This window comes from Prevotella melaninogenica, assembly GCF_013267595.1.
Classification (GTDB): domain Bacteria; phylum Bacteroidota; class Bacteroidia; order Bacteroidales; family Bacteroidaceae; genus Prevotella; species Prevotella melaninogenica_D.
In genome coordinates this window covers 514,253-529,178 of sequence record NZ_CP054010.1, presented here as the reverse complement: position 1 = coordinate 529,178, position 14,926 = coordinate 514,253, and the positions used below count along the sequence as shown (strand labels likewise).

At 42.2% G+C, this 14,926-nt stretch carries 8 protein-coding genes; 1 reads left to right on the top strand and 7 read right to left on the bottom strand.

Features of this window, described 5'->3' with window-relative positions; translation table 11 throughout:
* Complete coding sequence (gene dcm, locus FIU21_RS02020) at positions 1-1,368, top strand: DNA (cytosine-5-)-methyltransferase (RefSeq protein WP_172891285.1); 1,368 nt, start codon at positions 1-3, stop codon at positions 1,366-1,368.
* A 948-nt stretch (positions 1,369-2,316) separates the two neighbouring features.
* On the opposite strand, the gene FIU21_RS02015 is transcribed toward dcm, so the two are convergent.
* The 7 genes from FIU21_RS02015 to FIU21_RS01985 all read right to left on the bottom strand — a co-directional run bounded on the left by FIU21_RS02015 (position 2,317) and on the right by FIU21_RS01985 (position 14,786).
* Positions 2,317-3,894, bottom strand: coding sequence for a hypothetical protein (locus tag FIU21_RS02015; RefSeq protein WP_004359646.1), 1,578 nt, complete (start codon positions 3,892-3,894; stop codon positions 2,317-2,319).
* Between the two features lie 44 nt (positions 3,895-3,938).
* Complete coding sequence (locus tag FIU21_RS02010) at positions 3,939-4,892, bottom strand: PorV/PorQ family protein (protein ID WP_004359645.1); 954 nt, start codon at positions 4,890-4,892, stop codon at positions 3,939-3,941.
* A gap of 11 nt (positions 4,893-4,903) precedes the next feature.
* Positions 4,904-7,660: a S8 family serine peptidase gene (locus tag FIU21_RS02005; RefSeq protein ID WP_036885983.1), complete on the bottom strand. Its 2,757-nt coding sequence runs from the start codon at positions 7,658-7,660 to the stop codon at positions 4,904-4,906.
* A gap of 15 nt (positions 7,661-7,675) precedes the next feature.
* Complete coding sequence (locus tag FIU21_RS02000; RefSeq protein ID WP_004359643.1) at positions 7,676-9,277, bottom strand: BACON domain-containing protein; 1,602 nt, start codon at positions 9,275-9,277, stop codon at positions 7,676-7,678.
* A 36-nt stretch (positions 9,278-9,313) separates the two neighbouring features.
* Positions 9,314-10,933 carry a BACON domain-containing protein gene (locus tag FIU21_RS01995; RefSeq protein WP_004359642.1) on the bottom strand — a complete coding sequence of 540 codons (1,620 nt, stop codon included), beginning with the start codon at positions 10,931-10,933 and terminating at the stop codon, positions 9,314-9,316.
* Between the two features lie 640 nt (positions 10,934-11,573).
* On the bottom strand, positions 11,574-13,454 hold the full coding sequence (locus FIU21_RS01990) for an IS1634 family transposase (RefSeq protein ID WP_172891284.1): 1,881 nt from the start codon (positions 13,452-13,454) through the stop codon (positions 11,574-11,576).
* Between the two features lie 519 nt (positions 13,455-13,973).
* Positions 13,974-14,786, bottom strand: coding sequence for a PepSY-associated TM helix domain-containing protein (locus FIU21_RS01985; RefSeq protein ID WP_004359641.1), 813 nt, complete (start codon positions 14,784-14,786; stop codon positions 13,974-13,976).
* Positions 14,787-14,926: the final 140 nt, after the last annotated feature.

The following is a 14,926-nucleotide window of genomic DNA, read 5'->3' as shown; positions in this document are numbered from 1 at the left end:
ATGTCTACAAAGAATAATACATACAGTATAAATCAAGGCGATTGGGTGCTATGTGAACCTATTGCAGAATACTGTAAGAAAACGGTACAATCAATACGTGAACTATCTCTATTCTCTGTAGATTCTAATATTATAACTAAACAAGATGATATTCGAGTTGTAGAATTGTTTGCAGGTGTTGGAGGCTTTCGTGTAGGATTAGAACGTGCTTCCGAGCATTACAAAACGATATGGAGTAATCAGTGGGAACCATCTACAAAGCGGCAGGATGCTTCTATAGTGTATTGCCATAGATTTGGAGAACAAGGACACAGCAACGAGGATATAGCAACAGTCCCAACAAGTGAGATACCACAATGTGATTTGCTTGTTGGCGGATTTCCATGCCAAGACTATTCTGTTGCAACAACTCTGAAGCGTTCGGGCGGTATTGAAGGTAAGAAAGGTGTGTTATGGTGGCAGATATATCGAATCTTAGACGAGATGAAACAAAAGCCTAACTACTTGCTTTTTGAGAACGTAGATAGACTCTTGAAGTCGCCTGCTTCACAGCGTGGACGTGATTTTGCTATTATTCTTGCTTCATTAAATGACCTTGGCTATACTGTAGAATGGCGTATTATCAATGCTGCAGACTATGGTATGCCACAACGTCGTAAGCGTACTTATATCATAGGTTACAAGAATGACCTTGCTATGACTAAGCAGATAGACAACCCTTTGGAGTGGATTCTGTCTAAAGGTGTAATGGCACAGGCTTTTCCATTGAGCATTGATTATAAAAACCAACAGACAAGTTTTCGTATAGAAGGAGATTTGTCTACCGTTTCATCCTCATTTAATAAAGGTAAGAAGGAATCACCTTTTGAGAATGTAGGTATTATGAAGAATAGGGAGGTCACAACTCTTGAAGCTAAGGCAAAATACGATGGTCCGCTATTAACGTTGGGTGATATACTGTTAGATGATAAAGAAATACCAGCAGAGTTCTTTATTCCTGAAGAAGAACTACCGCGCTGGGAATACTTGAAAGGAAGTAAAACAGAGAAAAGAGTTAATAAAACAACTGGTTACGAATACAACTATTCAGAGGGAAGTTTGGCTTTTCCAGACTTTCTTGACCGTCCGTCACGTACTATCATTACAGGTGAAGGAGGTAAAGGACCGTCCCGCTTCAAACATGTTGTTTATACTCCCAACGGACGTTATCGACGTCTTACCCCACTCGAGTTAGAACGGCTAAATATGTTCCCAGATTATCATACGGAAGGAGTGTCAGATATGCGTCGTGCTTTCCTAATGGGAAATGCACTGGTAACTGGTATCGTTGAGCGTATTGGTGCTGTGTTGATAAAACAAATGGGTTAGACAAGTTAACGAGTTGACGAGTAAACAAGTTGTTTGTGGACAGGGTAATGGGAGACAGAGTAACAGGGGAACAAGGAGACAGGGTAACATGTTTAACAGGTTTTTTGGGGGTGAGGTAATTAGTTGATAATGTAGGGTTGGAGTGAAATATGTTTACAAAAGTCGGTGTGTTTTGGGTCGAAAAATGGTCTTAAAAGGGCTAATCTTGGTGGTCTTGTAACTTGCAGAGAATCAAATACTTGTAAGATTGTGTTTTATAAGGGCGTTAGTAAGGGTCCAAAAGGGCGTTAGTTGGAGCTCAAAAGGGCATCTTTTGCAAGCCAATTGGGCGTTAATTGTAAGCTAAAAGAGCATGTGTCAGATTTGAAGTGTGCGAAAAAATGTGACAAAACAAAGAAAAAGGAGAAGGGGAAGGAGAAGGGGAAGGGGAAGGAGAAGTAGCCCCTCCCCCTTACCCCTCCCCCAAGGGAAGGGGAGTAGATAGCGAGATACCCCAGTGAGTCTTTGACCTTTGAGGTTTTAACATTGAACTTTATGATTTGAACCTTTAATAACTACGAATAGCGCAAATAACACGAAGACACGAAGACACTTAGACCTTTGAACTTTGAGTTTTGAACATTGAACTTTATGATTTGAATAGTGAGCTTTAAACTTTATCTTTGTCAGTAATCATAATTATGGATTTTGAATTATGAATTCTGAATTAAAGCAGTAATCATAATTATAGATTTTGAATTATATCAGTCTTTCTCAAATACAAAAGTTGGCAAGTAAGCGAGTTGTTAGTTATAATAGATATAACTATTTACTCGTTTGCTTGCCAACTATACAATTATTTTGTAAACCTGTTCACTTGTCAACTACACAAGCAACTTGTTTACTCGTTAACTCGTTCACTTGCCAACTATACAAGCAACTTGTTAACTCGTCAACTCGTCAACTTGTTTACTTGACAACCACCTTACGTGTAGTACCATCAGAAGACTTGATGATGTTAAGACCCTTCTGTAGCTTCTGAATCTGTCGACCATCAACGGTGTAATACTTTTCTGTTGTAGTCTTGTTGAAGTTTGCACTCTCAATACCATCGGTAGGAAGTGTAGCAACCATTGGCTCACTTGAATACTTCTTGCCGTCAGACTCATAAACCATTACGACCTTGAGGCGTGTGATAGAACTATCATAGAAGTGAAGAATACGTAGGTTATCGATAACCTTGAAGTCATAATTTCTCTTGTCCTTGTAGTTGAAAGGAATATTAGTCATTTCGTCCTCATGCATGTCACGGTACAGACTTTCAGTCTTCTTGAACTTGAAAGGTTCTGTACTGCCATTAACATAGACATTGTAGTACATCTTCTCTGGGTTGAGAACGTTGCCGTTAACATCTGCGTTCTTTACATAGAATGCTAACTTAATCTCATTAGAAGTGTTGTCGTAGTTTGGAGTAGATGTTAAATAGAAGTATTCTGGTGTCGCTGGGGCTCCAACCTCCTTCTGAACGTAAGGAGTCAAGGTAAGAGCTTCATAGCTCTCTATATAGTCTTCACCAGTAATGTTATCATTACTTGCTCTACCTAAAGAAGTTCTAAGAAGCTTAGAAGCAGTCAGTTTACCAGTTGCATCAATGCTGAACTCAAGGTTCTCTGCAGCCTTGGTTTCACTCTCGAAAGCAGCTGCAAAGGTGTGATATTCCGACTTATCGCTATCGTATTTCTTAAAGTCTGTCTTCTGGGTAATACCCAAATACTGATTAGTAGACATGACAGCCTTGTCGCCCTGCTTGGTAAGTTTCACCCAAACGTTTGCGAGTTTCTCAGCCTTGAACAAGCCCTTGACATAGATATCGTTATTATCGGTCATTACTTCAACAATACGTGGTGAAGGATCAGACTTAGAAGTAACGGTGTACTGGCTCTTTGTAGCTGTAGCTGGTGGTGTAATAAGCTGCTCTTTAAGTGGTTCAATCGTAAGAGCCCAGTCGCCACCATAGTTATTTAGCCAGCTATTATTATAGGTAGCACCCCATATTTGCTTCTTCTGACCCATACCAGACATCTTGAGTGTTCTTCCTTCCACTGTGAAATCTACGTAGTTCAAAGCTGTACCAACAGGCTCGTAATTCTTTCCATCATCAGAAGAAACCAAACGATTAAGAGAGATAGTACGCTCACTACTTTCCTCCTCATCATCGTCCCCACCATAGTCGTCTGTAAGGATATCCTGTGGTAGCTTTGCTCTATACTTGCCATCAGGTTGTCTCTCAAGCTTCAACCATGACTTACTGTCGAGGCCTGATAGTGGATTGTAAATGTAAATACAGCCATCTTCACCGATAACAATCTTAGATACCAAGCCTTCATATCTGCCTGCTTGTGTACCAGTCCAACCCTTCTTAACCCAAGACTTGCTTGAGCGATACAGGTTTTCAATCAGCTTACCTTTAGGTGTGTCTTTTATTATCTGAGCGGAAGCTGTAAGGCTCAGTACTAATGCACAAATTGAGAATAAAGTTCTTTTCATAACTGTTACTTTTGATTAAATAATTTATATTGTTTGTCCTTGTTTTAGAAGTCGTAACCAATACCTATGGTGCAGTAGCTACTTCCTGCATCTGCTGTCTTTAGGTTATATGCTCCGTTCAGACGTAAGCCATGGTACTTGAAGCCTGCACCCATAGTAACATGGCTAAGGTCGTGGTCACCATACTCATAGCCTGCACGTACTGATGCCATCTTATTATAGGTGTATTCAAGTCCGCCACCAAGCATAAAGAGTTTGGCTTCTAAAGGTTGGAAGAAGTAACGAGAAGACAAGGCTGCAGCAACTTGATGCTTCTCTGCTACCTCTACAGACAGCGCACCACCTACGGCAAGATAGGTTGGGAGCGTCGTTTTGTGCTTGTTACCATAGTCGAGTTGAGGACCAATGGCACCCACCTTCGCATCGAGCATGAGGTTGGCAGGTTTGTTGGCAAGGGTCAACTCGTTGTTTTGATAGGCTCCACCCACGCTGAAAGCAGCACCTGTAGCATTCTTAGAGAGGTGACTATAGATAAGACTTCCTGTTGCATAAGCAGCGAATCCCTTACCTAAGAAATAGGTATAACCCAAGTCGAGGGTCCAGTTATAAGGCTTATAGTCCTTGGTTGGATTGCCCAAGAGGTCGGAACCCTTTAGACTTAGTCCTCCAGCATAACGGAAACCAGCGAAGACTGCATGACGCTTAGCCAACTTATAGCCAGCAGAAAGCGCGTAAATGGCAAAGGTTCCTTCGGCACCCTCAGTCTTTTCAAAGAGAGCGGCAGAAACATCTGCGGTGAACTTCTTATCAGTTGCGAAGATAGCAGCTGGATTGTTGTATAGATACATGCCCTCAGCAGCAGCCGACGCATTACCCATAGCGGCTGTTCGGGCATCGGTATTCGCTGTTAATATCGAGAGATCTTGTCCCTGAGCATTAGCCTGCGTAGCACCGAGGAGTGCTGCGCAAGCCATGAGAATGATATGTTTTGTATTCATACTTGTTGTGTTTATCGTTTAATGAACATCTGGGTATGGTTGCCCTTACTGGTATATACGGTCAGTTTATACGTTCCAGGATTTAGTTTAGAAAGGTCAAGTGTGGCTACGTTGTTCTTATCTGGAGTTACAGTAGCCTTCATCAGACGCTCACCCACAGTAGAACTGATAACGAGTTCAGCCTGTTTTATCTCTGGATTGAGTAGGGTGTGGATGTCTCTCTGTACTGGAATAGGGTAGACGGCATAGACAGGAGCCGACTTCTTTTCAACAACTCGTACTTGGAAAGAGCCATCAGAAGATGTCTCACGACCGTCTGTAGCAGCGATGCTGATGCGTGTAACACCCTTTGCCATTCCCTTCAATTGAAGGTTGTCATTGCTGATAGTAGCTGCAGCGATACTACCATTGGCAGCTGTGGCTTTGTAAGTAAGCTGAGTATTGCTACTATGTGTGTAATGACCAGTCAATGGAATCGTTACTACTCCCTCGTCCAATCCGATGATATAGTTCTCGAAAGGCTTTGTTAACTGTGGCGGGATGTACTTCACAATCTTAAATGTAAAACTCTTCTCCGCCTTTGCTCCTAAGTCATCTGAGAGTATAAAGGTGCAGTTGTAACTACCAGCTTCGAGCACAGGAACGAGGTTGACGGTCACAGTATTGCCCTTCACTGTGTAAGAAATGCCCTTTGTCTCACCCGTAGCTTTGATGTCCCAGTTGTGACCATCAGGGTCAGCAACGTTGAAAGAGAATGATTTACGATCGTTCTCCATGACCTCTATTGCCTCTGTTGGGAAGTTTGTCGCCTCTGGAGCATGGTTGAGTTTGGTCGTACACTTCTGAATCTGTGGCTCAGAGAGGTTGCCCCAACGGTCTACTGCTACCACTGCAACGCTATAGGTGGTGTTGTCTTTCAAGTCATCAAAGTCATACTTAAGTGTCTCACCCAAGCTATGACCCATGCCATTGATTTCTCTGTAGGTCATATCCTTGAGTTTATCAGCCGTCAATTCACCCTGAGCAATATAGAGTCGATAGAAGGCTGCAGTCTTATCCTCGTCCTTGGCGATGCTCCACTCCGCATTGATGTCTACGAAATCGGGCTTGAGCGTGAGTGTACCCACCTTCTCTGGAGCTATCTTTGTGTCTGATTCAAAAGCTGCTTCGGCATCAATATAACCCTTACCTAACTTACCTTTGTAGGTTGGGTTTTGTTCATCGATGTTATAAGGGCGATAAGCAGTAATCAAACGTGACTTTAGTTCTTCATTTGTAAAGCCCTGACGACCGAAGTAAGAGGCGATGAGTGCTGCAATACCTGACACGTGTGGGCATGCCATTGATGTTCCTTGGAAGTAAGCATAACCTGATGCAACCTTCTTCTTTGGTACTGTACTCAATACGCCAGCCTCTGTTCCGAAGCGGTCTTGATCACCACCTGGAGCGGTAATGGTCACCCATTTTGCGTAATTACTATAACTTGCCTTACTGAAGTCCCATGCCATTGCTGCGACGGAGACCGTCGGGGCATAGCAAGCAGGGTAAGCAGAGAACTCTTTGTTCTCATTACCAGCAGCGAACATTACCACACCACCCTTCATTGGAGAGTCTGGACGCTGGTTGCCGTTAGCATCACAACCCGCCATCTTGATGAAGTAGTCCACAGCTTCTTTCAGCAACTGAGGCATAGAGGTGACACCTGCAGTAGAGGAATATCCCCATGAGTTTTGACAGATAACAGCTCCGTTGTCAGCTGCATACTTAATGGCAGCAGCCGCATCGCCCTGTTCGTCTTTGTTTCTAAATATCTGACAACTCAACAAGCGAACACCACTATCGGCCGAACCATCGCCACCTGCGATACCAGCCACACCCTTTCCGTTGTTGTTGCGGGCAGCAACAGTACCCGCAACGTGGGTTCCGTGTCCGCCATCATCGGGTTCGATAGTACCGCCAACAACGTCTTTAGCTGTTACAAAGTTGTAACCATAGATATCATCAACAAAGCCATTGCCGTCATCATCGACGTTAGGTTGACCGTTCTTTTCCTTTTCGTTGACATAAAGATTGTCTTTCAAGTCCTCGTGGGTGATGTCAATACCACCATCAACAACGGCAACAATAACGTTTTTCTTACCTGTTGTGTACTTTTCCCAAACAGGTTTAACATTACAGTCAGCCCCTTTTACTGCACGTGGATTTATAGTACCGTTGTTGTAGTAATGCCACTGTTTCGGAAGAAGAGGGTCGTCAAAGTTGCTTCCTGTACCCTGCATGCTTGCTTCAGGAGCGCTATAAGGAGTCATCTTAACCGTTGGTCTTGCCATTGGTAGTACTCGTTCAGCACATTCAACACCTTCAGCTTTCTTGAATTGGTCTAAGACAGCAGCCACATCTTTGCTCTTATCAAAATAGATTGTGTACCAACGGTCGAGTCCTTCAGCTACGGTTCGTGCTTCATAGATACCTGCTGGCTTAAAGACTCTTTCCATCTTATAAGCTCCAGAATACTGCATTGCAGAAGTCATAGCCGATGGGACGCTCTGCATCTCCACACTACCACTACGCGTTGAAGGTATAGATTCGTTTGTACCCTTTGCCAACTTCACGTTAATACAGCCTTTTATAGCAAAAAGGTCTTTGTCAATATTGACAGAGCGTGTGTTGGAAACGCCCGCATCCGAGTCCAAGCTGTCCTGGCATGAGGTAGTAACCATCATGCCAGAGAGCGCACACGCACATAGATATATAATCGATTTTCTCATCAATGTTCCTTTATTTTATTTCTTTGGATTGTATTGTTTGAGCATACGTTCTACCTTTGCCAGACGTTGTTCTTTACTTCCTGCAAAGACAGTTGGCTTGTATAGAACAGTAATTTGCATGACTGCCTTACCATTATTGACGTCAGCATATTCTCCACCTGAGATTGCCAAGGTCAGATAGTCAGAACGACGCGCATAGACATGATGCTTACCATTGTAGCCAACGAACTCAAAGTTGTTAGCGGTAAGCAGTTTGTCAAACTCATGGGTTACGAACCATTCATTACCATACTGCCATATTCCTAAGTTCGGCTGACTGTAGAACAAGCTGTATTGTTCAACGCTTCCAGCCTTCTCTTGTGGCACAGCCGCATCACTATGAAGGTAGAAGAAGTAAGTACGTGCAATCAGTGTAGGGTCATTTGTCTTGTAGAGAATAGCCTCAACCTCATTACTCTTAGACATTTGTCGCTTCATTTCCTCACTGTTCTTACCTGCCTCATAAGCTTCTACATCACTTATCTTCTTGTCAGTTTTGTTCAAAAGGTCTATAGGACCAAGGTCAAGACTACTAAAGGTAGGGTAGCTACGGTCTTGTGTGTGCATCTGATAGAAGAATAACACAACACTGTTGTTCTCCTCTCTAATGTCTACATCCATCGTGAAAGCTTCCTTTATATTGACATAATGATTCGTGTCTTTCTCGTCTCTTGTGTATCCATTGGCTCTCATAAACTCTTGGAAAGCCTGCGACTTCACAGCGTTAACACCCTCTCTTGTCAGTGAACGTGTGTAAATACGCGTTGGAACAGAATACTTTGTGTCGTGTACATAGACCACATCCTTGAACAAAGGCGATGGAGTCTTGAAGAAGTAACTCTCTTCAAAGATGCCGTTTACCTCATCAGGACCGCCATATTCCGTCAAGAAACTACCACGGCGATACTCAAAGTCCATCATCTTATGCAGACTATAAGGATTACCTGGGTTACAAGCCAAGATAAAAGTAGCAACGCCCGGCTGCTTAACAACCACCTCATGGTTCTTTCCAGCAAAGGCGATTGTTAGTTTTGTGGTTCTTTCCGTAGTGCCATAATTAGGCTTAGAAATAAACTTCAAACCATGCTTTTTCTTGATAACCTGCATCCACTCTGGCTGCTCATTCTGTGTAAGGTCATAGGAAGTAGCATCCAACTTCAAGTCGACAGTAGTCGTACCACCTGCCTGTGGCAGAATTACCTCACCATTGTTTAAGTTTAATGTGATGTCAGCAGCACTCTGAATTACCATGATTTTCTGTACAGCCAGTCCACCATCAACAAGGATATAGCTACTTCTCTCCATACCTGTTGTATTAGGGTCGAGGTGTACAGCAATCTCGTTTCCGCTTTGTGTAAGGTGTACCCACGCCTTCGGTGTCGTAGCCATCCACTCCTTACAGTTCGTGTTTACGGTAATTGTCTTCTCACCAATCTGATTAGAGAAAGAAATCTCCTTCTCTGAAACATTCAGATAGGGCTGTTCAAAGCTGTCATTCTCAGCACATCCAGCCGCTATTCCTAATAATAGGCATAGCAAGGAGAACTGCAGCAGCTTATGTATATTGATTATACGCATATCATGTAATAATTTAAATAAGGTATAACAATTTGCTTAGAACTTCAATGCCTTCTTGGCAGCAGCAAAGTTTCTAATCATCTTAGCCTGTGCCTTTACGGCTTTACTACTTGCGCCCGATACGGATGGATCGTAGCTGTAAAGCAATGCGAGAACAGGTGAGTTGTTGTCTAACACACAGGTAACATCAATAACCAAGTGGTCGCTTTCACGTACAAAGAAGTGGTTATTACCTGATGTGCGGAGGAAAGAGAAGCCCTCATCACCCAATACCTTCTTGATTTCTTTGGTTGCAACCCATTTAGTACCGTACTTCCATACACCGAGGTTGGTGTCTTTGAAGAGTAATGCACCAATCTGAACACTACCAAGATTGTCTGGAGCATCACCATCCTTGTCTGTTGTGTAGAAGATGTGAATACGTCCGTAGGCTGCAGAAGGGTCTGTACTTGCTTTCAGTTTATACTGAATCTGTGATACCTCAGTATTCTTATGTTCGTTGAGGCTACGCTCTTCTTCTGTACTACCAGCCTTCTGCTCGTATTGTTCAATCTGTGCCAACTTCACGTTGTCTTTCTGCAGAAGCTCAAGAGGATAGAATGGTAACTTACTGAAAGTCTTGTAATCGCCATTCTGCTTCATGATAGGTGTGAAAGTGAGGTTTACACCTTCGTTGTTCTCCTTTTCTGATACATAAACCTTCAAAGAGAGTAAATCCTTGTCATTGGTATATTCTCTGTCAGACTGAGAATTACTGCGTACATAGCCATTGTCTGTCAAGAACTTATCGAAAGCCTTGTCCTTTACGGCATCAATAGCCTTTCTGCCATCACCAATCATGATAATCTGTGACGGATTAATACCATCAGTGCTACAATACTGAATCAAAGTAAAGATAGGAGAAGGCGTGATAAAGGTGTATGTCTCCTCAAGTCCGTAAGCTGGCATAGCTGTTTGATACTCGCGCAGGTAGCTACCACGACCCAACTCAAAGTCCATAATCTTATGTTCGTCCTGTGGTACACCTGGATGAATAGGGAGGAGGTAGCGTTGAATACCCGACTGAGATACAACAATCTCACGGATAACACTACCGCTCTTTGCGTAAAGTTTCACCTCACGTTTCTGATAGGTATCGTTACGTTCAGCAATCAGTTTGATTTCTTCCTCAGACTTAACAATCTTCAGCCAACTAACTTCTTCGCTGGTAGTTACGTCATAGACAGACGAATTCGTCGTAATGTCAATCGTCTTCTCACCACCTGTCTGTGGAAGATAGATAGCATTTGGAACCACGTCAAGCGTTACGTCAGCAGCGCTCTGAGTCACAGCAATCTTACCAGATGCGCCATTGGCGTTAACGAGTACATAGCTTGTGCGCTCTGTTCCAATCTTGTTTTCAGTTACCTTCACCTTCAGTACGTTACCGTCCTGAACCAGCGAGAGCCAGTCGCCTTCCTGTGGAGACGATGCAATCCAGCTGTTTTGATTTGTTGTTACACTAATGTTTCTTTCGCTTACGCCTTTGTCAAAGGCAATACTGTTTTCAGAAAGCACCAGTGTTGGCATTTCAAATTCGTCTTCCTTTGCACATGAGAACAAGCAAAGAAGAATGCCGCCTAACATTAGGGAGTAGAGTGTCTTTTTTAATTCCATACTCTTCAAGGGTTTTATTAGATAAAATATAATATTGATTAGATTTTTTTAAAAGAGAAAAATCTCTTTGTCTGGTATTTAAAAATGAGTAAAAGCTTTAAATGATGGTATTTATCTTATTCGCGCCAAATTAGATTATCTGTCGCAAATATATTATTTGATAAGAACAAAAGCAAGTCGATTTGGTTAAAATAAACTAATCATTTGTTATTTATTTCTCATCTTATACACGCATGTAAATAAATACAAATATGTTCTTTTAACACATATTTCTGATTTACTTTTCGGCAAGTCAAGTCTTCCGCCAGACTTATCACCTTATTTAATATTCTATATAACATCATTATTATTACGGTCTGTAAAATTTTTCGAGTGCAAAGGTACTGGCTTCTTGTTAAGGTGGCAATACTCATTTATAGGTAATTTATTGTTGATTTTTTGTGTGATTAGGTTTTCTTATCCCTAATAAAGATTACATAACTTTGATTATTAGTTATGGTTTATTGGGTTTTGTGGACTGTGAAAAATAATTACAGAATACGCCTTCTGTAAGCCTTTTGTTTATAGAAAATTGCTCTAACCCAAGTTTAACACCCACTTTCGCCTAATTGTTACTGTCACCGTACTTTTCTCGTTTTTCTTATGGGCTCTGTGTCCTACAAATTTTATTCTTTTTGAATGGTGAGTGTTTTAAGTTCAACTTATCGTATATCTGTTTTGCTTGCTTCGAAGGACTACTACATTGGCGCATCTCGATGGTTTCACCTAATGGATTCTTCCCTTTTGTGGTGACGAGCTTTTGGGTACTCATACGTCGTACTATCTCGGTCCAGTAACAGGATTCTCCTTCTCGTTTTAATTGACAACGGATAGTGTTTACCACCCAGTAGGCTAATAAACCGAAGAAGAGGTGTGCGTCGCTTCGCTCATCTTTCTGATGATAGATAGGACGGAGGTTGAGTTCATTCTTTAGTTGTCTGTTCGTACATTCTATCTCACGGATGAGATTGTAGTATTCCCATGTCACACGCTCAGAAAGTGTCCTGACATTGCTGCGGAGGAAATAGACTCCATGACCAGATTCCATTGCCGAGAGGTCTTTTATCTCCCAGTCTACACGTAGCATCTCCTTGGGTTTCTTCTCATTTTTTATGTAGCTTATCTGGTAGAACTTCGCTATAGAAGGGTACTTCTGTATGGCACGTCCTGTACGTTCAACAACCTTTTCATAGGTTTTCGTTCCACCTTTCTTGGAGATTCCTTCGTTTATCCTCTGCAGGTCCATCTTAAAACGCTCTCTCCAAACCCTGTTCATGGACGACTCTGTCATAGCTTTCGAAGGAGATGTTATTTCGAGATAATAATCCTCATCATCCTCTGTCTTAACCTCTTTCAGCGTTATCTTCTGCCGACGGGCATCCATTACTGTAACGCTCTTGTTATCATCACTGAGCGTATAGTCTTTCATTTTCGTACGAGATACGCAGAGATAATTGTAACCCTTTTTCTTTATTAACTCCAAGTTCTCTTCCGTGGCAACACCTGCATCCATGATAACGAGCGTATCCTTGGTTCGTGATGGATTCCTCTTTGCCAGCGTATCAATCATATTGGGTAGAGACTTGGGATCTGCTGTATTACCCTCCAAGATAGAAGAATAACGTATAAAACCTTCTTTATTGATACATAATGCAAGTACAAGTAGCTTACAGTCAGAGCGTTTTTCTTTTGAACGACCGAACTTGGCTTTATCGCTATTACGCTTACTACCCTCGAAATAGAAGTTGGTTAAGTCGAAGAGCATCAACTTGTTGTCTATATTAAAGAGATCGTCAGTAACGCTGCACAGATGACGCTCTAACTGTTCCTTTAGTTCATACAACTTGTCAGTGATTTTATACAGAGAATTGATCCCTGGTGTCCAGCCAGGAACTCCACTGTAAAGTTCGCCAGCAGCTGAGTTATCGCGCAAATAATAATAAGATGAACGTTCAGAGACTGCATATACCGTGCGAACAATCAATGCTGACAAAGCCGTGTGTATCGCATTCTCCGTCCAGCCGTTTTTGCGCAGAAAACCCTCTAACTGCAGCTTGTCTATCGTCTGCTTGCAGAGCCACTCTGCACCAACATTCCTTGCGTCAGTATAGTTTGCCGTCTCGAGGTCAATGTAGTTCTCATATTTTCTCAGCGACTTCTGCTCTTCCTTATTAAACCGATCGATTCCACCTTCTTTCTCCATACGGCTCCACCATTCGTCAGCCTTTGCCTGTTCAATAGGAGTAAGTCCCTCAAGGCGTTCTTTGAAAAGCGAGGGTGTACTTCTGGTTTTGAAGCGTTCGGTAAGAGCGTATGCAATTTTTCGAACCTGTACAGCAGTAAGTGAAGGTTCAAAACCTATGTTCAACAGAATTAGCGAATGTACATGACCCTGCACGTCACGATATGACTCCTTGATGCGATAATAAGGAGCCATGTCGCCTGTGGCAGGGTTGAATCGTGTCTGTACATTTGCGTGCATGAGTGCAAAGTAACAAAATATTTTTGATATGGCTGTGTCCTACAAATCAGATTTTACTCCTCGTTACAATACCCTATACTTGATTATCAATCATTTATCAAATTGATACTACACAAAACATCCCGAAAATTTATGAAAAATAATTTTGCCGGTTAAACTTGGGCTAAAAATGGGGTTTTGTAACGGTCAGATAATCAAGGTCTTACAAATACGATTTGAAAAGGGCGTCTTTTAGACTCTTAAAGGGCGTTAGTTAGACCTCAAAAGGGCATCTTTTGAAAGCCAATTAAGGCTTAATTCGAGTCTAATTGGGCGTTAGTTGTTTTTTAGTAGTTTGAATAATCTTTACATAATATTGATTATTTAATCCTCTGTGAGTGGATGAATGCAGTTGGGAGTTAGTCTGTACATTTAGGTAAGTGCTTCGTAGAAGGATAAACGTAAAAGCCCATTGATGGTATTCTGTAGGTTAATCAACCGAATACAATCAATGGACTTGTGATATATGATGATTATGTTTTATGCTTTTTTCTTCTTAGCACTTCTTCTCTTCCACCACAGGTAGTAACCACTAATAGGGAGGAAGCCACCGATAAGGGCTGCGATAGCATAGAGAACGCGTGAGAACCATCCGCCCCATGTTCCTGTGTGTAACTGCTTAAAGAGCATACCGCCCTTTGGCTTCTTACCATGCTGATCGCCTTTCATGTCTTTTGCTCCCTCCTTGTGTGTTTGTGATTGTCCCTTCATCTGACTCGCGTTCGTAGGGGCAAAAGCTTTATCGTTTGTTCCGCCCTGCTTCATTCCATCTTTAGGCTGTTGCATCTTCATTTCCTTTGGTGGCATAGGCTGACCGAAGAGTTTAGACATTCCCGCTCTGTACCAGCCGAAAGAGAAGACAGGACCAGTGAGTGCCATGAGGAAAAGGAAGATAAAGACATAGATACCTAATGACACGTGAGAGTCGTAAACAAAGCGACGGAAACCCTTGTCAGTGCTGACGGTCAAACGACTTTTCAACGCCTTCTTGGTCTTTGGCCACCAGATGACAACACCCGATAACAATACGATTGACATACAGATTGCTGACACAGCTGTAAGGATGCGTCCAAGTGACTGTCCACCCTCATGTGCATTCTCAGGTTTCATAAAGAGCCAACGGTGCAGTCGTACTACCATTGTATAGATTGGCATCTCTTTGGCATTCATGTCAAAGAGGGGTGCGAGGTCTTTTATTAGCAGTATTGCCAGACCACTGAAGCACAAAATAGCCATGACTACGCCTAATGGTAAAGCAAACCAACGGTGAATCTTTAAACAGAATTTTCTCATATCCTAAATAATTATTGTTTTGTTACTTGTTTATCTGTTGTTTCCTCTTTTACTTATCCTTTTCCTTCCCTTTCGTTATGGACAGCTTTTAAGACTTATATGCTTAGATGATTGAAAACCCTGAAAGTTTATTTTATGAG

What these genes read in the sequence shown, in the direction of transcription:
- dcm (WP_172891285.1), top strand. Translation starts at nt 1, where the DNA reads ATGTCTACAAAGAATAATACATACAGTATAAATCAAGGCGATTGGGTG.
- FIU21_RS02015 (WP_004359646.1), bottom strand. Translation starts at nt 3,894, where the DNA reads ATGAAAAGAACTTTATTCTCAATTTGTGCATTAGTACTGAGCCTTACA.
- FIU21_RS02010 (WP_004359645.1), bottom strand. Translation starts at nt 4,892, where the DNA reads ATGAATACAAAACATATCATTCTCATGGCTTGCGCAGCACTCCTCGGT.
- FIU21_RS02005 (WP_036885983.1), bottom strand. Translation starts at nt 7,660, where the DNA reads ATGAGAAAATCGATTATATATCTATGTGCGTGTGCGCTCTCTGGCATG.
- FIU21_RS02000 (WP_004359643.1), bottom strand. Translation starts at nt 9,277, where the DNA reads ATGCGTATAATCAATATACATAAGCTGCTGCAGTTCTCCTTGCTATGC.
- FIU21_RS01995 (WP_004359642.1), bottom strand. Translation starts at nt 10,933, where the DNA reads ATGGAATTAAAAAAGACACTCTACTCCCTAATGTTAGGCGGCATTCTT.
- FIU21_RS01990 (WP_172891284.1), bottom strand. Translation starts at nt 13,454, where the DNA reads ATGCACGCAAATGTACAGACACGATTCAACCCTGCCACAGGCGACATG.
- FIU21_RS01985 (WP_004359641.1), bottom strand. Translation starts at nt 14,786, where the DNA reads ATGAGAAAATTCTGTTTAAAGATTCACCGTTGGTTTGCTTTACCATTA.